Origin of the sequence: Stappia sp. (assembly GCF_048268045.1) — a bacterium.
GTDB lineage: Bacteria > Pseudomonadota > Alphaproteobacteria > Rhizobiales > Stappiaceae > Stappia.
The window spans coordinates 86814-109899 of sequence record NZ_JBLWWG010000005.1; the positions used below are offsets into that span (position 1 = coordinate 86814).

At 67.2% G+C, this 23086-nt stretch carries 20 protein-coding genes and 1 riboswitch; of the genes, 4 read left to right on the forward strand and 16 right to left on the reverse strand.

From position 1 onward, the window contains the following. Positions 1-71 precede the first annotated feature (71 nt). Positions 72-506, reverse strand: a complete 435-nt coding sequence (locus tag ACN0WF_RS09745) for a 6,7-dimethyl-8-ribityllumazine synthase (RefSeq protein WP_417772624.1) — start codon at positions 504-506, stop codon at positions 72-74. Between the two features lie 104 nt (positions 507-610). Further along, a riboswitch (FMN riboswitch) is annotated at positions 611-770 on the reverse strand. Between the two features lie 318 nt (positions 771-1088). Here ACN0WF_RS09745 and ACN0WF_RS09750 point away from each other — a divergent pair. Further along, positions 1089-2276, forward strand: coding sequence for an MFS transporter (locus ACN0WF_RS09750; RefSeq protein WP_417772625.1), 1188 nt, complete (start codon positions 1089-1091; stop codon positions 2274-2276). Between the two features lie 48 nt (positions 2277-2324). Here ACN0WF_RS09750 and ACN0WF_RS09755 read toward each other — a convergent pair whose 3' ends face one another. The 7 genes from ACN0WF_RS09755 to ACN0WF_RS09785 all read right to left on the reverse strand — a co-directional run bounded on the left by ACN0WF_RS09755 (position 2325) and on the right by ACN0WF_RS09785 (position 9478). Beyond that, complete coding sequence (locus tag ACN0WF_RS09755) at positions 2325-4037, reverse strand: FAD-dependent oxidoreductase (protein ID WP_417772626.1); 1713 nt, start codon at positions 4035-4037, stop codon at positions 2325-2327. Then, positions 4034-4807, reverse strand: a complete 774-nt coding sequence (locus ACN0WF_RS09760; protein WP_417772627.1) for an SDR family NAD(P)-dependent oxidoreductase — start codon at positions 4805-4807, stop codon at positions 4034-4036. Before ACN0WF_RS09760 ends, ACN0WF_RS09755 begins: the two co-directional genes overlap by 4 nt. Before the next feature lie 14 nt (positions 4808-4821). Then, the gene (locus ACN0WF_RS09765) at positions 4822-5568 is read right to left on the reverse strand and encodes an SDR family NAD(P)-dependent oxidoreductase (protein WP_417772628.1); all 747 of its coding nucleotides are present in this window, start codon (positions 5566-5568) and stop codon (positions 4822-4824) included. A 112-nt stretch (positions 5569-5680) separates the two neighbouring features. Next, positions 5681-6802: a C4-dicarboxylate TRAP transporter substrate-binding protein gene (locus ACN0WF_RS09770; RefSeq protein WP_417772629.1), complete on the reverse strand. Its 1122-nt coding sequence runs from the start codon at positions 6800-6802 to the stop codon at positions 5681-5683. A 79-nt stretch (positions 6803-6881) separates the two neighbouring features. Next, positions 6882-8186, reverse strand: coding sequence for a TRAP transporter large permease (locus tag ACN0WF_RS09775; RefSeq protein ID WP_417772630.1), 1305 nt, complete (start codon positions 8184-8186; stop codon positions 6882-6884). Positions 8187-8195: 9 nt separating this feature from the next. Beyond that, on the reverse strand, positions 8196-8720 hold the full coding sequence (locus ACN0WF_RS09780; RefSeq protein WP_417772631.1) for a TRAP transporter small permease subunit: 525 nt from the start codon (positions 8718-8720) through the stop codon (positions 8196-8198). After that, the gene (locus ACN0WF_RS09785) at positions 8720-9478 is read right to left on the reverse strand and encodes an SDR family NAD(P)-dependent oxidoreductase (RefSeq protein WP_417772632.1); all 759 of its coding nucleotides are present in this window, start codon (positions 9476-9478) and stop codon (positions 8720-8722) included. Before ACN0WF_RS09785 ends, ACN0WF_RS09780 begins: the two co-directional genes overlap by 1 nt. A 143-nt stretch (positions 9479-9621) precedes the next feature. On the opposite strand from ACN0WF_RS09785, the gene ACN0WF_RS09790 reads away from it, so the two are divergent. Beyond that, a complete protein-coding gene (locus ACN0WF_RS09790; RefSeq protein ID WP_417772633.1) occupies positions 9622-10365 on the forward strand; it encodes a GntR family transcriptional regulator in 744 nt (247 codons plus the stop codon). A gap of 36 nt (positions 10366-10401) precedes the next feature. Then, positions 10402-11013, forward strand: coding sequence for a glutathione S-transferase (locus ACN0WF_RS09795; RefSeq protein WP_417772634.1), 612 nt, complete (start codon positions 10402-10404; stop codon positions 11011-11013). Positions 11014-11077: 64 nt separating this feature from the next. Here the strand turns inward: ACN0WF_RS09795 and ACN0WF_RS09800 are convergent, their stop codons facing one another. Together ACN0WF_RS09800 and ACN0WF_RS09805 are read right to left on the reverse strand one after the other, a co-directional pair. Then, entirely contained in the window at positions 11078-11419 is a 342-nt protein-coding gene (locus ACN0WF_RS09800) for a cupin domain-containing protein (protein ID WP_417772635.1), read from the reverse strand. Between the two features lie 127 nt (positions 11420-11546). Continuing rightward, positions 11547-13169: a Na/Pi cotransporter family protein gene (locus ACN0WF_RS09805; RefSeq protein ID WP_417772636.1), complete on the reverse strand. Its 1623-nt coding sequence runs from the start codon at positions 13167-13169 to the stop codon at positions 11547-11549. 511 nt (positions 13170-13680) lie between these two features. Between ACN0WF_RS09805 and fdhD the strand changes: the two genes are divergently transcribed. Further along, positions 13681-14514 (forward strand): formate dehydrogenase accessory sulfurtransferase FdhD, encoded by an 834-nt coding sequence (fdhD, locus tag ACN0WF_RS09810; protein WP_417772637.1) that lies wholly within the window; start codon positions 13681-13683, stop codon positions 14512-14514. A gap of 137 nt (positions 14515-14651) precedes the next feature. Here fdhD and ACN0WF_RS09815 read toward each other — a convergent pair whose 3' ends face one another. The 6 genes from ACN0WF_RS09815 to ACN0WF_RS09840 all read right to left on the reverse strand — a co-directional run bounded on the left by ACN0WF_RS09815 (position 14652) and on the right by ACN0WF_RS09840 (position 22853). Continuing rightward, entirely contained in the window at positions 14652-14921 is a 270-nt protein-coding gene (locus tag ACN0WF_RS09815) for a formate dehydrogenase subunit delta (RefSeq protein WP_417772638.1), read from the reverse strand. Between the two features lie 34 nt (positions 14922-14955). Continuing rightward, entirely contained in the window at positions 14956-17838 is a 2883-nt protein-coding gene (fdhF, locus tag ACN0WF_RS09820) for a formate dehydrogenase subunit alpha (protein ID WP_417772639.1), read from the reverse strand. A gap of 4 nt (positions 17839-17842) precedes the next feature. Next, complete coding sequence (locus ACN0WF_RS09825) at positions 17843-19411, reverse strand: formate dehydrogenase beta subunit (RefSeq protein ID WP_417772640.1); 1569 nt, start codon at positions 19409-19411, stop codon at positions 17843-17845. Then, entirely contained in the window at positions 19408-19887 is a 480-nt protein-coding gene (locus tag ACN0WF_RS09830; RefSeq protein ID WP_417772641.1) for a formate dehydrogenase subunit gamma, read from the reverse strand. The genes ACN0WF_RS09825 and ACN0WF_RS09830 overlap by 4 nt, the downstream gene beginning before the upstream one ends. A gap of 114 nt (positions 19888-20001) precedes the next feature. Then, a complete protein-coding gene (locus ACN0WF_RS09835; RefSeq protein WP_417772642.1) occupies positions 20002-20910 on the reverse strand; it encodes a LysR family transcriptional regulator in 909 nt (302 codons plus the stop codon). A gap of 188 nt (positions 20911-21098) precedes the next feature. After that, positions 21099-22853, reverse strand: coding sequence for an OFA family MFS transporter (locus ACN0WF_RS09840; RefSeq protein WP_417772643.1), 1755 nt, complete (start codon positions 22851-22853; stop codon positions 21099-21101). Positions 22854-23086 lie beyond the last annotated feature (233 nt).

The following is a 23086-nucleotide window of genomic DNA, read 5'->3' on the forward strand; positions in this document are numbered from 1 at the left end:
CTTCCTTATTGTGCGCATGGCGGTGGAGGGCCGCGGCGTCCGCCGCCTTGGCCCGGCCGTGGCCGCTGGGCCTAGGCGGCGAGCGAGGCCCGGATCTTGCCGATCTGCAGCGCGGCGCGTGCGGCCTCGCGGCCTTTCTCGACGAAATGCGTGCGATAGATCGCGTTGTGGTGCTCGTCGTCGCGATATTGGTGCGGCGTGAGCGAGACCGACAGCACCGGCACGCCGGTGTCGAGGCCGGCGCGCATGAGCCCGTCGACGACGGCGCTGGCGACAAAGTCATGCCGGTAGATGCCGCCGTCGACGACCAGCGCGGCCGCAGCCACCGCCGCATAGCGGCCGGTCTGCGCGAGGTCGCGGGCAACGAGTGGCATCTCGAAGGCTCCGGGCACGTCGAAGACATCGACCTGTGCGGCGGGGATCAGCTCGAGGAAACCCTCGAGCGCGCGGTCGACGATGTCGGAATGCCAGTTGGCCTTGATAAAGGCGTAGCGGGGTTCTGTCATTGGATCACCCTGGTCGTGGCCCCGGTGGGGCGCGTCTGCGGTCAGGTCACCCAAGGCGATTACCCGCGAGCCGGCCGAGGGCTCCGCCTGGAGCCTGCCGGTTCGCTGGTTCTCTTCCATCCGGACTGTGACCGTCGGCCCAGGCATCGCACCTGGTCTGCTGACCCCTCGGCCGGCGTGGTGCCGGGTCGAAGGCGCTCGCGGGCTCGCCGCACGACGCGGCATACCGCCGGTGGGGAATTTCGCCCCGCCCTGAGAACTGCGCCAACATAATGCCGTCCGTCCGCCGCTTCAATGCACTTGAGCTCTGAACAGACTGTCGAATTCCGCCCGGGCTTGACGGCCGGCAGACTTTGCGGCACCTCTGGATTACTGGAACCGCCGCCAGGGCGCAGTTTCGTTCCGGTCCTTCCCGTTGCATTTTTTCGAAAGTCGGGAGCGCAAGGTTTGCCGCGCCGCGCCGCGCGCGCCGCCTCCGTTTCAAGCGTCTCCCGCAAATCCCCCAAACGCTCCTCGGTTCCCGCAAGGCGCTCGGCGCGCCTGCGGGCGCTCGTCTTTGATCTCTCCGCAAGGATGCCTCAAATGTCCTTTTCCCCGCTTCTCGGGTTGCTTGCGCTTGCCGTCTTCTTCGTCGGTGCGAGCGAATTCATGATTTCCGCGATGCTGAGCCCGCTTGGTGCGGCCTTCGGCGTGTCGACGGCGCAAGCCGCGATGCTTGTTTCCGCCTACGGATTTGCCTATGCGGCGGCCGCGCCCTTGCTGGGACGCCTGTCCGACCGGGTGAACCGGGAGCGGCTGCTTGTCGTCGCGCTGCTGCTGCTGGCCGCCGATGGGCTGGCACTGACGCTGGCGCCGCATTTTGCCGCCGCCGTTGTGCTGCGTGTTCTTGGCGGCTTTGCCTCGGCTGCGCTGGTGCCCAGTGCCTTCGCGCTCATCGCCGAGCGGGTCGGGGAGGGGAGGCAGGCGGCGGCCATGGGAAGCGTCATGCTCGGAATGACAGCAGGGATCGTGCTTGGTCCCGTCGGCGCGGGGCTTTTGACAGAGGCCTTCGGCTGGCGCGCGCCCTTCCTGGCGACCGCCGCCGGCTGCTTCACGCTCGCCTGTTGCGCGGGACTGCTGCTTGTGCGCCGGGCAGGTTCGACGCGCGACGGGCAAGAGAGCGCCTCGGCACGGGCAACGGTCTGGCGCGCCTGCCTGCGGGGCCCGCTTCTGCGCCCGCTTGTGGCCAAGGGATTGTGGAACGGCGCGGCGGTCGCCGGGTTTCTGCTCGCAGGCGAGGTCTTGCGCCGGCGCTTTGGTCTGTCGACCGGCTCGGTCGGATTGGCCATTGCCGCCTTTGGCCTCGGCCTTGGCGTGGGCAATCTCGCTGTCGGGCCGCTCGGTCGTGTCTTGCGCTCGAACGAAGGTGCCCTGGCGCTGGCGAGCGCTGTTGCCGCTGCGGCGGCGCTTGCCTTCCTGTCCGGCTTCGCGTCCCTGCCGGCGGCAGTCCTGCTGCTTGCCATATGGGGCGCGGCGCTTGGCGTTGCCGCGCCCGCCAGCACGGCGATCATCGCGGGTCGGGCGGCGGGGCTGCGCGGCACGGCCCTGGCGCTCTCCGAGAGCCTCAACAATCTGGCGGTGCTGACCCTGCTGCCGCTCGCGGCGCTGGCGCTGGAGACGGGTGGCGGCGCGCGGGCCGGGCTCGTTCTAGGAAGCGCTGCGGTGGCCGGCGCGGTGCTTGCTGCGTGCGACCGACGCCTTGAAGAGGAGAACCGGGCGGCTGGAGGATGAGCCGCCCGGCCGGGAGGCACCCGGCGGCACGCCGCCGGGTGTTGTGTTTCAGTTGGCCGCCGTCGCCTGCGCGCCGGCCGCGTGCCGGCCGACCACATAGCCGAATGTCAGCGCCGGGCCGAGCGTGATGCCCGCCCCCGGATAGGCGCCGGCCATGATCGAGTTCATATCGTTGCCGCAGGCATAGAGGCCCTCGACCGTGGCACCGTCCTCGTCGAGGACCTGGCCGTTGCCATTGGTCGACAGGCCAATGCTCGTGCCGATATCGCCGGGATAGATGCGAATGGCGTAATAGGGGCCCGTGTCGAGCGGATGCAGGCAGGGGTTGGGTGCATTCTCCGCGTCGCCCAGATAGGTCTGGTAGGCGGTCGAGCCCTTGCCGAAGTCGTGGTCCTTGCCGTTTTCCGCATCGTGGTTGAAGCGCGAGATGGTGTCGGCCAGTGCCTCCGGCGGGACGCCGATCCTTTCTGCCAGGGCCTCCGGCGTCGCACCACTGGTGATGTAGCCGGAGCGCAGATGCGCGCGATAGGGCGCGGGGAAGGGGCGTACCGCCCCGAGCCCGTATTTGCGCAGCGCCCGATGGTCGCACATCAGCCAGGCCTGCTGTTTGCCGGCGTTCAGCATTGCCTGGACGAAGTCGTGATAGGACAACGCCTCGTTGGCGAAGCGCCGGCCGTCGTCGCCGATGGCGATCACGCCGGGCTTGGCCCGGTCGAGGAAGAGATGCGGGAAGGGACGCGGCCCCTCCTTGCCCGGCAGCAGCGATACCGGCGCCCAGAAGGCGGCGTTGCTGTTGGTTGAAACCAGCGCCGCGCCGACGCCGAGGCTGGCGTCGATGGCATCGCCCGTGCTTGTCGCCGGCGACATCGAATAGTGCCGCGCGCCCGCCTGTACATGCGGCATGTAAGTGGCGCGCTTCGCCTCGCTCTGCGGAAAGCCGCCGGTCGCCAGCACCACGCCGCGTCGCGCCAGCACGCTCCGCGTGACGCCGCCGTGATGCACGCTCACGCCGCTGACGCGGCCGCCGTCGCGCTCGAGCGAGACGAGGGGCGTTTCCACGAAAAGCGGAATGCCGAGCGCGAAGACCGTTTCGGCCAGCCGTCCGGCAACCGCCTGCCCGAGCACCAGCCGGGTGCCGCGCGGGTGGGTGAGCCTGTCGAGCGCATGGCGCATCATGAGCTTCGTCGCGTGGATCGCCGATTTCGGCGAACGCGTCATCTTCATGAAGTGGCCGATGTCGAAGCGGTTCAGCATCATGCCGCCAAAGACGGTGAAATCGGCGATCGGCGGCTTCAGCCGCTTGAAGTTGGCGCCGAGCCGCCGCCCGTCATAGTCCTTGGCGTCGAGCACGCGCCCGCCCATCGCCGCGCCGTCCTGGTCGGGGTGATAGTCCGGCGAATAGCTGCGGTGCTCGAACTGGAGCGCGGTGTTGGCCTCGAAGAAGCGGACCATCTCGGGTCCGTTGTCGAGGAAGGAGTCGACCAGCTCGGCGTTCATCCGGTTGCCGGTCTCGGTCTTCAGGTAGGTGCGCGCCGCCTCCTTGCTGTCCTGCATGCCGGCGTCGCGCATCTTCGGATTGTCGGGGATCCAGATCGCGCCACCCGAGACGGCGGTGGAGCCGCCGTAGTGGGCGGCCTTTTCCAGGATGGCGACATCGAGTCCGGCGAGCTTCGCCGTGATCGCAGCCGCCATGCCGGCGGCTCCCGAGCCTACGACGACGAGATCATAGGCATCGGCGAGAACGGGGGCTGTCCGGCTCATGCGGTTTCTCCGACCGTGGACTGCTGGCGCGGGTAGCGTCCGACCGCCCAGCCGCCGTCGACCCGCAGCGTTGCGCCGGTGATGAAGCGCGCCTCGTCGCTGGCGAGGAAGGCGACCGCCGCGGCCACCTCCGCAGGCGTCCCGACGCGGCGCAGCGGCGCCTGCTCGATGAAGATCTGGTGGCGCCAGGCCTCGGTGCGGATACGCTCGGCGGTGAGCGGCGTCTCGATCAGCCCCGGAGCGACGGCGTTGACGCGAATGCCCTCGGGGCCGAAGTCGGTCGCCATCTGCCGGGTCATCCCGTCGACGGCGGCCTTGCTCATGCTGTAGGCGGCGCTGCCTGTTGCGCCGATCAGCGCGTAGATTGAGGCGATGTTGACGATGGCGCCGCCACCGGTCCCGCGCATCCGCTTCACCGCATAGGCGCTGAGGCGGAAGACGGAGCGCACGTTGATATCGAAATAGCGCTGCAGGTCGTCGTCGCTGGTTTCGTCCGCGCGTCCGCCTCCGCCAATGCCGGCGTTGTTGACGAGGATCGACAGAGGCCTGGCGCCGAGCTGCTGGTCGAGCCGCGCGCCAAGCTCAGGATCGGTGACATTGCCCTTCACCTTCTCCACGCCGTCGGGCAGCAAGGTCAGGCCGGCGGCATTGCGGTCGACGGCGATGACCGTCGCGCCCTGCTCGAACATTTGGGTGGCGATGGCGAGACCGATGCCGGAGCCGGCGCCGGTGACGATCGCCGTCTTGCCGGAAAAGCGGTTGGTGTCCATGGGTGTCGCCCTTCTCAGAATGCCGTTGTGCCGCCGAGCGAGCGGCCGCCGTCGACAAGCAGGACCTGTCCGGTGATGAAGCCCGCGACCGGCGATCCCAGGAAGGCGACCGCCTCGGCGATGTCCTCGGGCCGGCCGAGCCGACCGCTCGGCTGCTGTGCGCGCAGGCCGTCGAGGTTGGTGTCGGAGCGTGCCTTCAGCATGTCCGTCTCGATCACGCCGGGAGCGACCGCGTTGACGCGGATCTGCCGCTCGGCAAGCTCCAGCGCCATGGCCCGGGTCAGTCCGCCGACGGCCGCCTTGGAGGCGACGTAATGGGCGTAGTGGCGCGCGCCGAGCATGGCGCGCGAGGCGATGTTGACGATCGCCGCGTCCTCGCGCATGCGCTCGGCCACGAGCCGCGACAGGTCGAAGAGCGCGACGAGGTTGATCTCGTACATCTTGCGGAAGTCGTCGGCGGTGAGGTCGAAGAAGTCCTTCACGCCAAAGATGCCGGCGTTGTTGACGAGAAGCCGCACGTCACCGGCCTCTTCGGCCAGGCGGACAAGCGCAGCGCTGTCGGTGATATCGAGCGCGCGGGCGCGCGCCTTGCCGCCCTCGGCGATGATGGCGGCTGCGGTCGCCTCGGCCCGCTCGCCGTCGCGGTCGACGATGATCACATCATGGCGACGGGACTGGTCGTGCAGGGCAAGGCGCCGGCAGATGGCCGCGCCGATCCCGGCGCCGCCGCCGGTGACGATGGCGATGGGGCTGTCGGTCATGGTCTGGATCCGTTCTGGCTGGGGCAGGTCGCTAAGGACGGCGGGCATCGAAATGCCCGCCGCAAGTTTCGACAGGGCAGGGGCGGCCAGGGGAGCCGCCCCAACCTCCGGCTCAATCGAGGCCGAAGGTCTTCTCGTCGATCTTCGAGTAGAGGTTGTCCTGCAGGACCTTGGCGAGTGCGTCCGCGTCCGTGCGGTCGACGCCCTCGAGCAGGCCCTTCCACTTGGTCTGGAGCTCCTGGAACTCCTGGACCATGTCGGTCGGGTCCTCGACGCCGCGGCTCTCGACGGACTTCTGCGGCAGCGCATCGACGAAGCCGCTCTGGAAGGCGGCGAGCTTCTCGGTCATGTCGGCCGACGGCTCGATGATCTCGAGGCCGCGCTCCTTGGAGCCCTCGATCGCCGCGTTGACGCCGATGTGGTAGGAAACCTGCGCGCGCGCCTCGCCCTTGGCCATCTCGTCCAGCATCGCCCGGCGCTCTTCCGGCGTCAGGCCGGCCCAGAAGTCAGGGTTGATGACGTAGTTGGCGCCCATGACCACGCCCATCGGCAGGCGGGTGACCGACTTGGCGACCTCCCAGAACTTGTTGCCCTTGTCCAGGTTGGTCGGATCGGACATCGTGCAGTCGATGGACCCACGGCTCAGGCCGGAATAGACGTCGCCGATCGGCACGGAGACCGGCACGCCGCCGATGGCTTCCACCCAGGCCGTCTGGGCGCCGCCTGCGGTGCGGATCTTCAGGCCCTGGGCATCGGCGAGAGCGCGGATCGGCTTGACGCAGATGAAGTTGTAGACCGGCGTGGAATAGCCGCCGGCGAAGATGCCGCCGTTCTTCTTCCATTCACCCTTCAGCCGGGCGTTGGTCATGCCCATCTCGGTGTAGGCGAACGCCGAGGCGATGTCGTCGTCGGAGACGAAGACAAGATCATTGAGCACGTTGTTGAGCGGCAGCTCGGAAGGCGTGTAGCCCGGATAGACGATGCCAAGCTGGACGACGCCATCGCGGATCGCCTGCATGGTCGACTTGGCCGGCACCAGCGAGCCGCCCGAATAGACCTCGAAGGTGATCGCGCCGTCGGTGTCGGCGGCCAGATCCTTGGCGAACTTCTGGTAGGTCTCCTCGTTGAGGATATGAACCGGCGTCATCCAGTTGCTCGCCTGATAGGTCTCGGCCGAGGCCGTCGACGCGGCAAGGCTGGCGGTCAGTGCGGCAAGAACCAGCAGTTTTTTCATGTTTCTCCCACTCCCAGTGTTTGGCGCCTCTCGCGGGCGCCATCTTGTTTTGCGAACCGGCCGTTGGATCGATGGGGCCTCAGTTCGCCATGAAGGCAGGCAGCCACAGGCTGATCACGGGGAAGGCGATCAGCAGGGCAAGCGTGATCAGATCGGCAAGGATGAACCAGGAGACGCCGGCGAAGATCTTGCCGAGCGGTATGACGTTGCCGAGACTCGAGCGGATCACATAGACGTTCATCCCGACCGGCGGCGTCACGAGGCCGATTTCCAGCAGCTTCACCGTCAGGATGCCGAACCAGATCAGGTCGACGCCGAGATGAGCGAGCAGCGGCGCCAGCACGGGCAGCGTCAGCAGCATGATCGAGATGCTTTCCAGGAAGCATCCGAGCACGAGGTAGAGCACGCCGATCATCAGGATGACCGACAACGCGCTGTAGCCCTCGAAGAAGCCCGTCACCCAGACCGGCACGGTCGACAGCGCGATGAAGCGGGCGAAGAGGGCCGCGCCGACGACGATGATGAAGATCGCGGAGGTGCTCAGCGCCGTGTCGATCAGCGCCGTACGCATCACGGAGAACGAGAGCTGGCGGCGGAAGAGCGCGATCACCGCGGCCAGGAACGCGCCGATGGCGCCGGCTTCCGTGGCCGTGAAGATGCCCGTGAAGATGCCGCCGAGCACGCCGGCGATGAGCACCGGCAGGGGCCACACGTCCTTGATCAGGTCGATCTTCTGGCGAAGCGTGTAGTGCTCCTTGAGCCGCGGCGCGAGCGACGGGTTGAGCGTCGTGCGCACGGTGATCAGCGCGATGAACATCACGCCCGACAGAAGCCCGGGAATGAGGCCGGCGACGAACAGCGTGCTGATCGAGACGTCCATCATCAGGCCGAAGACGATGAGCAGCACGCTCGGCGGGATGAGCGAGCCGAGCGTTCCTGCCGCGGCGACCGAACCGGCGGCCAGCGAGGGCGCGTAGCCGGCCTTCAGCATCTCCGGAATGGCGATGCGCGAGAAGGCGGCGGCGGTGGCGACGCTGGAGCCGCTGGCGGAGGCAAACAGCGCGCTCGAGGCGACGGAGGCCGAGGCCAGCCCGCCTGGGACCCTGTTGAGGAAGACGCGGGCGGCGGCGAAGAGGCCGCTGGTCAGCCCGGCGCCGGAGGCGACATAGCCCATGAGCAGGAACATCGGCACGGCCGACAGGTTCCAGTCGCCGACGAGTTCGTAGGGGATGGCCTTGGCGATGCCGATGGCCGGCATCAGCCCGAGCATGGCATAGATGCCGGCGATCGCGACCGCGCCCATGGCAACGCCGATGGGGATGCGGATGCCGATGAGAAGCAGCGTGATGACGATGCCGATGAAGCCGATATCGAGACGATCCATGGTCAGGCCTCAGGCTGGGTCAGCGTGGTCGGCGGCGGGACCGTCTGCGGTCACGTCGCGGCCGGAAAGGATGAGGACGAGGCGCAGTGCCAGCGCGACGCAGGCAAGGCCGAGGCCGATCGGCAGAAGGAACTTGGTCGGCCAGATCGTGACCTTCCAGGCGCCCTCGACGATCTCGCCGATGTTCCAGGCGTGCATGGCCGGCTTCCAGGAAAGCCAGGCAAGCACGGCGTAGAGCACCAACGAAAGCACCGTGCCGAGCACCAGCATGCCGCGCTTCATCCAGTCGGGGCTCAGTTCGTAGAAGAGATCGACGGTGATCGGCCCGTTGGTTGCCTCCAGCCAGGCCAGCGGCAGGAACACGACGGAGATCATGTAGTAGCTGGCGACGACCTCGGCGGTGCCGGGGATCGGCTTGTTGAAGAGATACTTGCCCGCAACGTCGGCCGTCACGTGCAGCATCATCAGCAGAAGTGCCAGCGCCGCCACCGAGGCAAGCGCGAAGGACAGTCGGTTGAGGGCCTTTTCCACCATCACTGCATCCGGTATCCGCCGTTGACGTCTATGGTCGCTCCGGTGACATAGGCACCATCCGCGCCGGCGAGATAGGCGACCGCGCCAGCGACGTCCTCGGGCGTGCCGATGCGGTTGAGCGGGATCGACTTGGCGATTTCCACGTCGTTGGCCGGGTCGAGCGACAGGCGCAGCATCGGCGCGTCGATCAGCCCCGGAGCCACCGCGTTGACGGTGACGCCGATTGCCGCGGCCTCGCGGGCGGCAGCCTTCACCAGGCCGCTGATCGCGCTCTTGCTGGCGATATAGGCGGCGCTGGAGCGGTAGCCGCCGAGCTGTGCGGCGACCGAGCTGAAGGCGATGAAGCGTGCGTGGTCGATGGGGGTCTGCGTTCTGTGTCGCAGGTATTCACGCACGAGAAGGAACGTGCCGGTGCTGTTGACCTGCTGCGTCCTGTCCCATTCCTTCATGCCTGTCTCGATGATCGGGCGGCGCTGGCCGTTCTCGTCGAGAATGAGCAAGCCTGCGGCGGCGACGAGCACGTTGATCGGCCCGTGCTCGCTCTCGACGCGGGCAAGGGTGTCGGCAACCGCCACCTCATCCGCCACGTCAAGCGCAAGGCCCGCGTGACCGCTGCCCGGCAACGACCCGGCGACGTCTCGCGCCAGAGCGGCGTCGATGTCCGATGCAATGATCCTGAAACCGTCGGCTGCAAGCCGCCGTGCGACCGCACGGCCGATACCGCCTGCGGCGCCGGTGACGAACGCGGTAAGCGTCATCACGTACCTCCCTGGTTGTTGACCGAGGAATGGATACATTTTTGAGGTATGTCAAGCTGGAACTGCCGATTTTTGCACTGCAACAATCAAAATGTATCCGATTTTCGCTTGCCTCGAAGCTAGAAACTGGCCATCTTTCGCCCATGAAGATCAAGGGCTTCACCGCATCACCGCCGGTTGACGTGACCAGCGCCGACGCCGCCGCCACCGCGATCCGGGAGATGATTCTGGAAGGTCGCTTCCTGCCGGGAGAGCGGCTGCACCAGGATCACCTGGCCGAGACGCTTGGCGTCTCGCGGACGCCTCTGCGCACCGCGCTGGCGCGCCTCGCCCAGGACGGGCTCATCGACTATGAGCCGAATCGCGGCTACCGCATCCGTCTGTTCCTCGTCGATGACATTCGCGATGCTTTCGCCGTGCGCGCCAATCTCGAGGGCTTTGCCTGCCGGCTCGCGGCCGAGGTCGGGATGAGCGTCGAGGATCTCGACCGGCTTGCGGCGCTGGTGGAGGAGGGGGACCGCATTCTGGTTCTCGGCAAGCTGGAACCGGACATGCTTCCGGGCTACCGTCGCATGAACGTGGAGTTCCACGAGACCATCATCGAGGCGACCGGCAACAGCTGGCTCGGCCGCTTCGTGCACCAGTCCCACAACGTCCCGCTGGTGTCGGATCGCGTCATCCTGTGGGACGATTTCGAAGTGATCCATCGCTCTCACGACGACCATCGTCGCATCGCCAAGGCGCTGGCCGACCGCGACGGCGTCAGGGCACAGAACCTGATGAGCGAGCATGTGATCTACGCCGGCCAGCTTCTGGCCGACAGGCTGGAGGACGATCCCTCCGCCGCTCTGCGCCACGCCTACCAGGAGCGCCAAGCCGGAACGTGACCGGCTGGCGCATCAACAAACCCGGAGTATCTACTGATGAAGCTCTATTTTTCGCCTGCGTCTCCCTATGTCCGCAAGGTCGTGGTCACCGCCCATGAAAAGGGTGTCGCGGACCGGATCGAGCTGCTGTCCTCGGCTGCGAGCCCGGTCAACCGCGACAAGACCATCGTGCGCAGCAATCCCTCGGGCAAGGTTCCCACCATGCTGCTCGACAGCGGTGAGGCGCTCTACGACAGCCGCGTGATCTGCGCCTATGTCGACGCGCAGGGCGAGGGCGCGAGCCTGCGTCCGCAGGGTGTCGCCGGCTTTTCCGACATGACGCTTGAGGCACTCGGCGACGCCATTCTCGACGCCGCGCTTCTTGCCCGTTACGAGACCGTTGCCCGGCCGAAGGAGCTCTACTGGGGCGCCTGGTACGATGGCCAGATCGAGAAGATCGACAGCGGCCTCGACGCGCTCCTGGATGTCTGGCTTGACCGGCTCTCCGGTCCGGTGACGCCGGGCGTCATTTCGGCCGCCTGCGCGCTCGGCTATCTCGACTTCCGCTTCCCGGACAAGGACTGGCGCACCGGCCGCGAGAAGCTGGCCGCCTGGTTCGAGGCATTCGAGAAGCGCCCGTCCATGCAGGCGACGATGCCGAAGGGCTGAGGTCGGCCCTGTTTCGACATGCGACGGGCGGGGAATTCCCCGCCCGTTTGCGTTTCTCGCGGCATCAGTCGGGATAGTGGCGGTCGTCCAGCGGAATCGGATGGGAAATCGCCAGGAATTCGGCCGGTCGGTCGGAGCGGTTCGAAACCACGTGAAGCGTGCCGGGCGCGATCTCCATCGCCTCGTGGCGCTCCAGCCGCTGGTGGGTGTCGCCGCTTTGTATCCAAAGCGTGCCCTCCAGCACGAAGAACACCTGCCGCGCCGTCTCGTGCCAATGGGCGCGCTCCGCCGTTCCCGGCGGCATCCGCTCGTGGAAGACGGCAAGATCTGGGTGGCGTGCCAGTTCCCATGTCTTGCAGCCGTCGCCCCAGTCGCGCGGTGCCACTGCCTGATTGCTCGTTTTCATCGCCTCTGCTCCTCGCGTCTGCGTCGCTGCCTGCGCAGGGATCCGCATAGGCTGTCAGGGGGCGTGGTGTCGCGTCCGGCTTTCTCATGTGCGGTGAAACCAGGCTCAGGCCCGGCGCGCGACTCGCTCAGATCAGCCGCGATTTTCGCAGTGCGCCGGCCTGCTCGAGGATCGGATAGGCGATCGCCGCCACATAGGCGTTGATGCGCTTCAGGTCGCGCAGGATGTCGAGATGCAGCGAGGACGTCTGCACGCTCTCCGCCCGCCCGTCGCGCAGCCGCGCCAGATGGTTCGAGGTTGAACGCTCCTCATAGTCGCGGATGTCGGTCTTGGCTTCCATGAGCTGTCGGGCAAGCTGCTCGTCGCCGGAGATCAGCACACTCTGGGCCAGCCGCAGATTGTCGATCGTGATCTTGTAGAACGCCTCGATCTCTTCCTGCCCCTCGGGCGAGAAGGTCAGCTGATAGCGGATCTTCTTTTCGATCATGTCGCGCAGGTTGGTATCGACGATGTCGCCGACGTGCTCCAGGTTGATTGCATAGGAAATGATCTCGTCGGCGCGCCGCGCCTCGCGTTCCGGCATCGGCATTCGGTTCAGCTTCGACAGGTAGAGCTTCACGGCCTCGTTGAGCTCGTCGACCTCGTCGTCGAGCCCGCCGATCCCGGCGCACAGCGAGGCGTCGTTCTTCTTCAGCGCCTGCAGGTTCCGCTCCAGCATCAGCGCCACCCTGTCGCCGATCCGCAAGGTCTCGCGCGCGGCCGCGGCAAGCGCCTGCGCCGGCTGGTCGAGGAACCTCTTGTCGAGATGCTTCGGCCCGGTCTCGGCGATCTGCGCTTCCGGCAGCATCTGTCGCATCAGCTTTGCCATCGGGCCGAGCAGCGGCAGCATGACGAGCGACAGCAAAACGTTGAAGAGGATATGCGTATCGACCACCAGAGCTGCCGGGTCGCTGTGGAAGACAGAGAGAAATGCGGCGGTCGCCGGCTGGATGAAGGCCAGCACCGCAAGGGCGCCGGCAAGGCGGACCAACAGGTTGCCGATGGTCACCCGACGGGCCAGCGCCGGCTGGGTCAGAGTGGCCAGAACAGGCGGCACGGCGCCGCCGAGGTTGGCGCCGAGCACCAGGGCGATCCCGGTCTGCGGGCTCACGCCGCCGCCGGCGGCGAGGGCCATGGTGAAGAGCACGACGGCAAGGCTGGAGGAACAGGAAAGCGCCAGCACGGCGGCGATGGCCACGGCCACCACGGGCACCGCGTCGAGCGTCGCCATCAGCGCCAGCAACGTCGGCGAGCCGAGCATCGGCTTGGTCGCGGTGCCGAGAAGATCGAGCGACAGCAGCATCAGACCGAGGCCGAGCACGGCGCGCGCCAGCCCTCTCTTCGGCTTGCTCTTGCTGAAGGAAAACGCGAGGAAGCCGACGGCGATCAGCACCGGCGACAGCCAGTGAAGGTCGAGGGCGAGCAGGCGGGTGACGAGGCTTGTGCCGACATTCGCCCCCAGCATCACCGCTTGCGCCATCATCGAGTTGATGAGCCCGATGCCCGCGAAGGAGGCGGTCATCAGCGCGATGGCCGTGCTGCTCTGGAGCGCCAGCGTGGCGATGAGCCCGGAACCGAAAGCCGCGACGCGGGTTCGTGTCGCCGTCGCCAGCACGCGGCGGAGCTGCGGGCCGAACGCCCGGCTCACGCCGGTTTTCACCATGCGCAGCCCCCACAGAAGGAGGGCGAGCGCGCCGATCAGGTCTATCATCTTCTTGTCATCGCTTCGAAGTCACGCGCAGAAACGCCCGAACCGGGTTTCGCCGCGAGGCGAAAAGGGGAGGGGAAGGAGCGATCCGGTAGGATATTTCATGCGCCGGCTAATCCCATATGATACCAAAAAACAATGGATAGGGACAGTGTTTCGTCATTTCCGGTGCGACCGGGCGCACGGCTGCCCTTTCCACCTGTCGCTTTCGCGCTCAAATGGCTTGCGGGCAAGCGACGGCCGTTGACTGGCGTCGGGGACGATTGCGCCGCGTTGTCCGGCCCGCCCAGCCCGTCGGCGCGGATCTCGATTTTCGCACCACGGTGCGCCTGAGATGAGACATTTGGGCTGGCGCCACGAGGCTTCTCGCCGGGCGTCGCAGGCCTTTGCCGCACGGGGCCGCGGGCGGGTGTTCGCCAGGTGAATCGATTTGCCCGCAAGTGCCCGGATTTTGCTGATTTCCCGTGCTTTTTCATCGATCCGGCGGAGCGAGCCGGGTATACTCGCGGCCATCATGAGCAGTATCGACGAGCCCGAGATCACCACGTTCCCGCCGCCCTTCGAGCGGGTTGAAAACCGTCGCTGGCAACAGGGCGGCGCCAGCGCCTCACGCCGCTCCATTCCCGAGGAAACGCCCGTCGCGTTGACCTATGACGGCTCCACCCAGGCGGTGATGATGGCCACCCCTTCCGATCTGGAGGATTTCGCCGTCGGCTTCAGCCTGACGGAGGAGCATATCGCCTCGCCGGAGGAGATCCGCTCCGTCGAGCCGACCGCCTTCGACGACGGCATCGACCTGCGCGTCTGGCTGAAGCCGGGTGCCTCGGGCCGCTTTCTCGAGCGCCGCCGCCGCATCGTCGGCCCGACCGGCTGCGGTCTTTGCGGCGTCGACAGCCTGTCGGAGGCCTTGCGCCTGCCGCGTCAGGTCCTGGATGACACCCGCTTCGCCGCCGCCGATATTCTTGCCGCCCAGGCCTCGATGTTCGAGGCGCAGGCCCTGCATGCGGAGACCGGCGCGGTTCACGCCGCCGGTTTCTGGACGCGGGAAGAGGGGCTCGTGGCGCTGCGCGAGGACGTCGGCCGGCACAATGCGCTCGACAAGCTGGTCGGCGCGCTCGCCCGCCAGGGACGCAGCGGTCGCGGTGGTCTGCTGTTGCTGACCAGCCGTGTGTCGGTCGAGCTCGTCGCCAAGGCCTCGGTGCTCGGCGCACCGGCGATCGTTGCCGTTTCCGCGCCGACCGCGCTTGCCGTGCGCATGGCCGAGCGCGCCGGTCTCACCCTTGTCGCAAGCGCCCGCTCCGGCGGCTTCGAGCTTTTCACCCGCACGCAGCGCATCACCGACGGTTGATGCCTGCCTCCCGATGTCCTGTGCCGGGCGAGGCGGGCGCGGACATTGTCGCAAGGGTGGCGGCTCTCGATGAAAACCAAAAAAGGGCGGAGGCCATCCGGCGCTCCGCCCTTTTCATTGTGTCGTTGACGTTCGCCTCAGTGCGGCGCCGCCCCTTCCGTTCGTGCATAGGCACGCGGCAGGTGCGAGGCGTCCGGCTTGCGGATCGCCGGCAGCGCCTCGCGCACGAGCGCGGCGAGGCCGTGGCCATCGTCCGCTTCGGCGATCGCGAAGAGCTGGGCCCGCATGCGCGGCTCCCAGAACTTGTTGATGTGGACCGCCACCCCCTCTACGCCCTCGTCATGGGGCTTGGAGGTGAAGAATGTGGCGATCTGGTTGGCCATGTAGACGAGCTTTTCCGGCTTCATGCCGCCATCTCCCGTTGGTTGCGCGTGCTCCGGTTCATTCGGCGGCATCCACCGCCGGCATGATCCGGCGCGACTGACGGGCCTGCTCCTCGTATTCCACCTGCCAGTCCGTCGGGCCGTTGGAGGGCGAGATCTGCACCGCCGTCACCTTGTATTCCGGGCAGTTGGTTGCCCAGTCCGAAAAGTCGGTGGTGATGACGTTGGCCTGGGTCCCGGGGTGGTGGAACGTGGTGTAGACCACGCCCGGCGCCACCCGCTCGGTGATCAGCGCGCGCAGGGTCGTCTCGCCCGCCCGGCTTGCCAGCCGCACCCAGTCGCCGTCCTTCAGGCCGCGGTTTTCCGCGTCGAACGGGTGGATCTCCAGCCGGTCCTCGGCGTGCCAGACAACGTTCTCGGTGCGCCGCGTCTGGGCGCCGACGTTGTACTGGCTGAGAATGCGGCCGGTGGTGAGCAGCAACGGGAAACGCGGCCCCGTCCGCTCGTCGGTCGCCACGTACTCGGTGCGGATGAACTTGCCCTTGCCGCGCACGAAGCCGCCGAGATGCATGATCGGCGTGCCCTCGGGCGCCGTCTCGTTGCAGGGCCACTGCACCGAGCCCTTTTCCTCAAGCAGCGCGTAGGAGACATCGGCGAAGCTCGGCGTTGTCGCCGCGATTTCGTCCATGATCTCGCGCGGGTGCTCGTAGGTCCAGCCGGCGCCCATGGCGTTGGCGATCTCCTGCGTCACCTCCCAGTCGGCGAGGCCGTTCTTCGGCGTCATGACCCTGCGCACGCGGTTGATGCGCCGTTCCGCGTTGGTGAAGGTGCCGTCCTTCTCCAGGAAGGTCGAACCCGGCAGGAAGACATGGGCGTGGTTGGCGGTCTCGTTGAGGAACAGGTCGTGCACGACGACGCATTCCATCGCCGCGAGGCCGGCGGCCACGTGGTGGGTGTCGGGATCGGACTGGAGAATGTCCTCGCCCTGCACGTAAAGACCCATGAAGGTGCCGTCGACGGCTGCATCCAGCATGTTCGGGATGCGCAGGCCCGGCTCATCGTCGAGCGTCACGCCCCACAGTTTCTCGAAGATCTCGCGCGTCTCCTCGCCCGAGACGTGCCGGTAGCCCGGCAGCTCGTGCGGGAAGGAGCCCATGTCGCAGGAGCCCTGCACGTTGTTCTGGCCGCGCAGCGGGTTCACGCCCACGCCCGGACGGCCGATGTTGCCGGTCGCCATGGCAAGGTTGGCGATCGCCATCACCGTGGTCGAGCCCTGGCTGTGCTCGGTGACGCCGAGGCCGTAATAGATCGCCCCATTGCCGCCGGTGGCGTAAAGGCGCGCGGCACCGCGGATCTCGTCCGGGTCGATGCCGGCGAGCTTGCCCACGGTCTCGGGCGAGTGCTCCGGCTGCGACACGAACTCGGCCCAGTCCTGGAATTCGTCGAAATCACAACGCTCGCGGATGAAGGCCTCGTCGAAGAGCCCCTCGGTCACGATGACATGGGCGAGCGAGGTCAGCACCGCCACGTTGGTTCCCGGTCGCAGCGGCAGGTGATGGGATGCCTCGATGTGCGGCGAGCGTACCAGGTCGATGCGGCGCGGATCGATGACGATCAGCTTGGCGCCCTGACGCAGACGCTTCTTGAGCCGCGAGCCGAAGACCGGGTGGCCGTCCGTCGGGTTGGCGCCGATCACCACCACCACGTCGGCCTGTTCGACGCTGTCGAAGTCCTGGGTGCCGGCGGAGGTGCCGAAGGTCTGGCCGAGGCCATAGCCCGTCGGCGAGTGGCAGACGCGGGCGCAGGTGTCGACGTTGTTGTTGCCGAAGACCTGGCGGATCAGCTTCTGCACCAGGTAGGTTTCCTCATTGGTGCACCGCGAGGAGGTGATGCCGCCGACGGCGCCGCGTCCGTACTGGTACTGGATGCGGCGGAACTCGCTCGCCACATGGCTCAGCGCCTCTTCCCAGCTCACCTCGCGCCAGGGATCGGAGGTCTTCTCGCGGATCATCGGATTGAGGATGCGGTCCCGGTGATTGGCGTAGCCATAGGCGAAGCGGCCCTTGACGCAGGAGTGGCCCCGGTTCGCCTTGCCGTCCTTCCACGGCACCATGCGCACCAGTTCCTCGCCGCGCATCTCCGCCTTGAAGGAGCAGCCGACGCCGCAATAGGCGCAGGTGGTGACCTTGGAGTGCTCAGGCTGGCCGATCTCGATGACCGACTTCTCCTGCAATGTCGCCGTCGGGCAGGCCTGCACGCAGGCGCCGCAGGACACGCATTCCGAGGCCAGGAAGCTCTCGTGCATGCCCGGCGACACGCGGCTGTCGAAGCCGCGGCCCTCGATGGTCAGTGCGAAGGTTCCCTGCACTTCCTCGCAGGCGCGCACGCAACGCGAGCAGACGATGCACTTGGACGGGTCGTAGGTGAAATAGGGGTTCGATTCGTCCTTCGCCATGAAGCGGAAGTTGTCGCCGCCCTCGCTGGCGCGCGGCTTGACGTGGTTGTCCCCGTCGTAGCCGTAGCGCACGTCGCGCAGGCCGACGGCGCCGGCCATGTCCTGAAGCTCGCAGTCGCCGTTGGCCGCGCAGGTCAGGCAGTCGAGCGGGTGATCGGAAATGTAGAACTCCATCACCCCGCGTCGGATGGTCTTGAGCCGCTCCGTCTGGGTGGTCACCACCATGCCGTCGCCGGCCGGCGTCGTGCAGGAGGAGGGGGTGCCCTTGCGGCCCTCGATCTCGACGAGGCAGAGCCGGCAGGAGCCGAAGGCGTCGACCATGTCGGTGGCGCAGAGCTTGGGCACGGAAATGCCCGCCTCCATCGCCGCGCGCATCAGTGAGGTGCCCTCGGGCACCGTCACCTTGTTGCCGTCGATGGTCAGCGTGACGGTCTTGTCGGACTTGACCGCCGGTGTTCCGAAATCGGTTTCCTGGATCAGGCGCATGGGATTACTCCGCTGCTTCGGCGACTGTCTGCGGACAGAAGTCGTCGGGGAAGTGGGTGATGGCGCTCATGACCGGATAAGGCGTGAAACCGCCCAGGGCGCAGAGCGAGCCGAATTTCATCGTGTCGCAAAGGTCGGCGACCAGGTCGCGCTGTGCCTGCGGGTCCTCGCCGCCGTCGATGCCGCTGGCGATCCGGTCGATCACCTCCGCGCCGCGCACCGCTCCGATGCGGCAGGGCGTGCACTTGCCGCAGGATTCGATGGCGCAGAACTCGAAGGCGAAACGGGCCTGCTTCAGCATGTCGGCGGTGTCGTCGAAGACGGTGATGCCGGCGTGCCCGATGAGCCCGTCGCGCTTGGCGAACTCCTCGTAGTCGAACGGCGTGTCGAACAGCGCGCGCGGAAAATAGGCGCCGAGCGGGCCGCCCACTTGCACCGCCTTCACCGGCCGGCCACTGGCCGTGCCGCCGCCGATCTCGTCGATGATCTCGCCGAGCGTCAGTCCGAAGGCGGTCTCGTAGAGGCCGCCGAACCGGACGTTGCCGGCGATCTGGATCGGGATCGTGCCGCGTGAGCGGCCCATGCCGAAGTCGCGGTAGAACTCCGCGCCGCGGTCGAGGATCACCGGCACGGAGGCGAGCGAGATCACGTTGTTGACCACCGTCGGCTTGCCGAGGAAACCCTCGAGCGCCGGCAGCGGCGGCTTGGCGCGCACGACACCGCGCTTGCCCTCCAGCGAGTTGAGCAGAGACGTCTCCTCGCCGCAGACATAGGCGCCGGCGCCCACCCGCACCTCCATGTCGAAGGCATGGTCGGAGCCGAGCACGGACGCGCCGAGGACGCCCGCCTTGCGCGCGATCAGGATCGCCTCGCGCATGGTCTCGATGGCGTGCGGATATTCCGAGCGGGTGTAGAGATAGCCGCGCGTCGCCCCGGTGGCGATGCCGGCGATGGCCATGCCCTCGATGAGCACGAAGGGATCGCCCTCCATGATCATACGGTCGGCGAAGGTGCCGCTGTCGCCCTCGTCGGCGTTGCAGACGATGTACTTCTGGTCGGCCTCGGCGCCGAGCACCGTGTTCCACTTGATGCCCGTCGGGAAGCCGGCGCCGCCACGCCCGCGCAGGCCGCTGTCGGTGACCTCCTTGACGATCTCCGCCGGCGTCATCGTGACGGCCCGCTCAAGCCCCTTGAGGCCCTTGTAGTGGCGGTAGTCGTCCAGCGACAACGGGTCGGTCACGCCGCAGCGGGAGAAGGTGAGGCGGGTCTGGTTCTTCAGGAACGGGATGTCATGGGTCGGCCCCTGGCAGAGCGGATGATCCGCGCCGGTCAGGAAGCCGGCGTCGAAGAGGCCCGGCACGTCGGAGGCTGCGACCGGCCCGTAGGCGATGCGGCCATGGTCGGTGCGCACCTCCACCAGCGGCTCCAGCCAGTGCATGCCGCGAGAGCCGTTGCGCACGATGCGTGCGTCGACGCCGCGGGCGGCGATCTCGCGGGACATCGCCTCGGCGACGCGCTCGGCGCCGAGCGCCAGGGCGGCGGCGTCGCGGGGAACAAAGATCGTGACGGTCATCGGCTGGCCTCCCCGATGAGAGTGGAGAGCCCGTCGGCATCGAGCCGTCCGTGAACGTCGCCGTCGAGCATGGCCGCGGGCGCGCAGGAGCACAGGCCGAGGCAATAGATCGGCTCGAGCGTCACCGCGCCGTCGGGCGTCGTCTGGTGAAAATCGATGCCGAGCAGCTCCCTGGCGCGGTCGGCAAGGGCGTCTCCGCCCATCGACTGGCAGGACTCCGAGCGGCACAGCTTGAGCACATGGCGGCCGGCCGGCTCGGCACGGAAGTCGTGGTAAAAGCTCATGACGCCATGGACTTCGGCGCGGCTCAGGTTGAGCCGGTCGGCGATGATCCGCAGCGCTTCTTCCGGAATATGGCCGAGCTCCGCCTGCACGTCGTGCAGGATCGGCAGCAGCGGGCCTTCCTCCCGTGTCCAGCGTTCGACGGCGGCTAGGACGCGCTCCTGATCCGGAGCAGCGAGTTCCCTGGCTTGCATGCGTTCCCTCCAAAGGTGTTCTGGTTGAATCCTGCCGTCACGCAAGGGGTTAGTTCAATAGAGCTGTCCCGTTCCGCGATAGCAAAAACCTATCGAACGCCGGCACCGTCCTCCTCAGGCCGGCGTTCGCACCTGCTGTTCGGCCTGCGCGTTGCGTCGGGCCTGGTCGATCAACGCCGCGATTACCGGCGTATAGGGCTCCCTGTAGGCGGCCACGAGGCCGACGGAATGGGTCGCCTCCGGCTCGACGATGGGGATCGAGCGCAGCCTGCTCCATGTGCTGAATGTCTCGACAAGTTTCAGCGGCATCACGCTCGCCCACTTGCCGGTGCGCACGTGGGAGAACAGCGCGATCATGGAATCGGATTCGAGCGTCGGCGTCGCCGAGGCGCCCGCTTCGCCGAGATGCTGGTTGACGATCCGCCGGTTCTGCATCTGACCGGTCAGCAGGCAGAGCGGGATCTCGCTCACCTCCTTCCAGGTCACCGTCTCTCGGTCGGCGAGGGGGGCGCCCTCGATCGTCACCAGCCGGTAGCGCTCCGTGAACAGGGGCACCGTCACCACCCGGCCGAGCGGCTCGTTGTCGAGATAGGTGATGCCGGCGTCGACCTCGAGGTTCTCGATCAGCGCCAGGATCTCCACCGACGAGCGCGACAGGATCGAGAAGGTGACGTTCGGATGCTTCTCGCAGAAGGGCTCCGTCAGCTCCGCCACCATGGCGAGCGCCGTCGGAATGGTGGCGATGCGGACGTGGCCGGAGAGGCCGTGCTTTGCCGCGCGCATCTCCTGGTGCATCGAGCGGGCGTCGCCGACGATCCGCCGCGCCCAGTCCAGCACGCGCAACCCCTCGGGCGTCAGCCCCTGGAAGCGCGAGCCGCGGTTGACCAGCATCACGCCGAGCTGGTCCTCGAGCTGCTTCACCGCCGCGGAGAGAGTCGGCTGGGTGACGCCGCATTCCTCGGCCGCATGGCCGAAATGGCGTGCCCGCGCCAATGCGATGAACATCTCGAGCTTGTCGATCATAGTCTTCCCCTGACGGCCCGCGTCCGGCCGCCTCTGTGCGTCCGTGTCCCGCCCGCCGAAGCGGGCGGGCCCATGCCCCGCAGCCTAGTTCATTTTGCCGCGAGGCTGGTATCCCGGAGCGTGAAATTGCGACGGAACAAGGAGTTGGGACGGCAGGGCCCCTTGCAGGCTCTGCCGTCCCGCTTGCCTCAGGCGCGCGCGGTGGACGTGCGCGTCGCGTCGCTGCCCTGCCCGGAGCCGGCCGGCTTGGCCGGCGCGTCCTCCATGTGGTGCTTGGCGTGGACGGGCTTCACCAGCATGTTCGCCACGAGCGCGATCACCAGCAACCCGGCCATGGCGTACATGGTCGTGTTGTAGACGCTGGAGGTCGGGTCGACCGTGCCGGCCGGTGCGATCTCCATCAGCCGCGCGATGGTGACGGTCTTCGCCACGACGAGCTGATCGAGCTGGTCGACGCTGGCGCCGAACTTCTCGGAGAAGGCGGCCGGGTCGATCTTCGAGGCCAGGTCGCGGATCGAGTTGGTCACCGACATCTCGCGCAGGTGCGTGATCGCCAGCGGGCCCAGCACGCCGGCCGTGCTCCATGCGGTCAGCAGGCGACCGTGGATGCCGCCGACGTATTTCGTGCCGAAGATGTCGGCCAGATACGCCGGGATCGTGGCAAAGCCGCCGCCGTACATGGTGAAGATCACCATGGTCGCCGCGTAGAACATCACCAGCCAGGTCACCGCCGGACTGACGCTCACCTGCGCCGCGGCGAAGGGGATCGACAGGTAAAGGATCGTGCCCAGGATGAAGAAGCAGTGATAGGTGTTCTTGCGCCCGATGTAGTCGGACATCGAGGCCCAGAAGAACCGGCCGACCATGTTGAACACCGAGATCATGAACACATAGGTCGCGGCGAAGGTCGAGTTGACGATCAGCGGCAGCGTCGTGCCGAAGATCTCGGTCATCATCGTCTTGGCGACGCCGATCACGCCGATGCCGGCGGTCACGTTGAAGCACAGCACGATCCACAGCAGATAGAACTGCGGGGTCTTCAGCGCCTGGTCGATGTGGACGTTGTTGGAGGTGATCATCTTGCGCGATGCGGCGTCGGCGGCGGGCGGCGTCCAGCCGGCCGGCTTCCACCCCTCGCGCGGCACGCGATAGGAGAAGGAGGCGAGCATCATCACGATGAAGTAGACGATGCCGAGGGTGAAGAACGTTCCGGCTGCGCCGGTGTTGCCGGTGCCCACCACATAGACGCCTTCCTGCAGCGCCATCGGGGCCGAGGCGAGCTGCTTGGCGCTGGCGACCACCACCTCGACCATCTGGCCGTTGACCTCGGCGACGCGACGGCCGCCTTCGGTGACCATCTGCACGGCGCTTTCAGGGCCGAGGTAGGTCGGAGCCTTGTAGAACAGGCCGAGCAGGTACTCCTTGATCGGCGTCGCAATCATCGCGCCGCCGCCGAAGCCCATGATCGCCATGCCGGTGGCCATGCCGCGCCGGTCGGGGAACCAGCGGATCAGCGTCGACACCGGCGAGACATAGCCGAGGCCGAGGCCGCAGCCGCCGATGACGCCATAGCCCAGATACACCAGCCAGAGCTGGTGGGTCATGATGCCGAGGCCGCCGATGATGAAGCCGCCGCCCCAGCACATGGCGGCAACGACGCCGACCATGCGCGGGCCCACTTCCTCAAGCCATTTGCCGGCGAAGGCCGCCGAAAGGCCGAGGAAGACGATGGCGACGGAGAAGATCCACACCACGGAGGACAGGCTCCAGTCGCCCGCCGAAGCGGCGACGACGCCGAACTGCTTGGTCAGCGGCGGATTGAAGATGCTCCACGCGTAGACCGAGCCGATGCAAAGGTGAATGGCGATGGAGGCGGGTGGCACCTTCCATCTGTTGAACCCATCGCCCGCAACGATGTGTTCCTTTTTCAGGCTGTCGAACATGTATTCGCTCCTCCCAGGCCGCGTCTTCTGTCGGGCGCGGCTGACCGACCGGTCGGGGAGGGCGGAGCAGGCGCTGACGCGCCATGCCTTCCGCGCCGTTGTGGACAAAATGTCCGGCGCTGCCGTCTCCCCCTTGCCGGCGACCTGGGCATTGCAGGTTCGATGCCAACCGCGCTTGATCAGGCTTTGCAATGGGTCGATAGGCCCGGCGAATGCCCGGACTGGACATTTTG

Excerpts from the sequence above, each read along its gene's own strand:
- ACN0WF_RS09745 (WP_417772624.1), bottom strand. The coding sequence starts at position 506 with ATGACAGAACCCCGCTACGCCTTTATCAAGGCCAACTGGCATTCCGAC.
- ACN0WF_RS09750 (WP_417772625.1), top strand. The coding sequence starts at position 1,089 with ATGTCCTTTTCCCCGCTTCTCGGGTTGCTTGCGCTTGCCGTCTTCTTC.
- ACN0WF_RS09755 (WP_417772626.1), bottom strand. The coding sequence starts at position 4,037 with ATGAGCCGGACAGCCCCCGTTCTCGCCGATGCCTATGATCTCGTCGTC.
- ACN0WF_RS09760 (WP_417772627.1), bottom strand. The coding sequence starts at position 4,807 with ATGGACACCAACCGCTTTTCCGGCAAGACGGCGATCGTCACCGGCGCC.
- ACN0WF_RS09765 (WP_417772628.1), bottom strand. The coding sequence starts at position 5,568 with ATGACCGACAGCCCCATCGCCATCGTCACCGGCGGCGGCGCCGGGATC.
- ACN0WF_RS09770 (WP_417772629.1), bottom strand. The coding sequence starts at position 6,802 with ATGAAAAAACTGCTGGTTCTTGCCGCACTGACCGCCAGCCTTGCCGCG.
- ACN0WF_RS09775 (WP_417772630.1), bottom strand. The coding sequence starts at position 8,186 with ATGGATCGTCTCGATATCGGCTTCATCGGCATCGTCATCACGCTGCTT.
- ACN0WF_RS09780 (WP_417772631.1), bottom strand. The coding sequence starts at position 8,720 with ATGGTGGAAAAGGCCCTCAACCGACTGTCCTTCGCGCTTGCCTCGGTG.
- ACN0WF_RS09785 (WP_417772632.1), bottom strand. The coding sequence starts at position 9,478 with ATGACGCTTACCGCGTTCGTCACCGGCGCCGCAGGCGGTATCGGCCGT.
- ACN0WF_RS09790 (WP_417772633.1), top strand. The coding sequence starts at position 9,622 with ATGAAGATCAAGGGCTTCACCGCATCACCGCCGGTTGACGTGACCAGC.
- ACN0WF_RS09795 (WP_417772634.1), top strand. The coding sequence starts at position 10,402 with ATGAAGCTCTATTTTTCGCCTGCGTCTCCCTATGTCCGCAAGGTCGTG.
- ACN0WF_RS09800 (WP_417772635.1), bottom strand. The coding sequence starts at position 11,419 with ATGAAAACGAGCAATCAGGCAGTGGCACCGCGCGACTGGGGCGACGGC.
- ACN0WF_RS09805 (WP_417772636.1), bottom strand. The coding sequence starts at position 13,169 with ATGATAGACCTGATCGGCGCGCTCGCCCTCCTTCTGTGGGGGCTGCGC.
- fdhD (WP_417772637.1), top strand. The coding sequence starts at position 13,681 with ATGAGCAGTATCGACGAGCCCGAGATCACCACGTTCCCGCCGCCCTTC.
- ACN0WF_RS09815 (WP_417772638.1), bottom strand. The coding sequence starts at position 14,921 with ATGAAGCCGGAAAAGCTCGTCTACATGGCCAACCAGATCGCCACATTC.
- fdhF (WP_417772639.1), bottom strand. The coding sequence starts at position 17,838 with ATGCGCCTGATCCAGGAAACCGATTTCGGAACACCGGCGGTCAAGTCC.
- ACN0WF_RS09825 (WP_417772640.1), bottom strand. The coding sequence starts at position 19,411 with ATGACCGTCACGATCTTTGTTCCCCGCGACGCCGCCGCCCTGGCGCTC.
- ACN0WF_RS09830 (WP_417772641.1), bottom strand. The coding sequence starts at position 19,887 with ATGCAAGCCAGGGAACTCGCTGCTCCGGATCAGGAGCGCGTCCTAGCC.
- ACN0WF_RS09835 (WP_417772642.1), bottom strand. The coding sequence starts at position 20,910 with ATGATCGACAAGCTCGAGATGTTCATCGCATTGGCGCGGGCACGCCAT.
- ACN0WF_RS09840 (WP_417772643.1), bottom strand. The coding sequence starts at position 22,853 with ATGTTCGACAGCCTGAAAAAGGAACACATCGTTGCGGGCGATGGGTTC.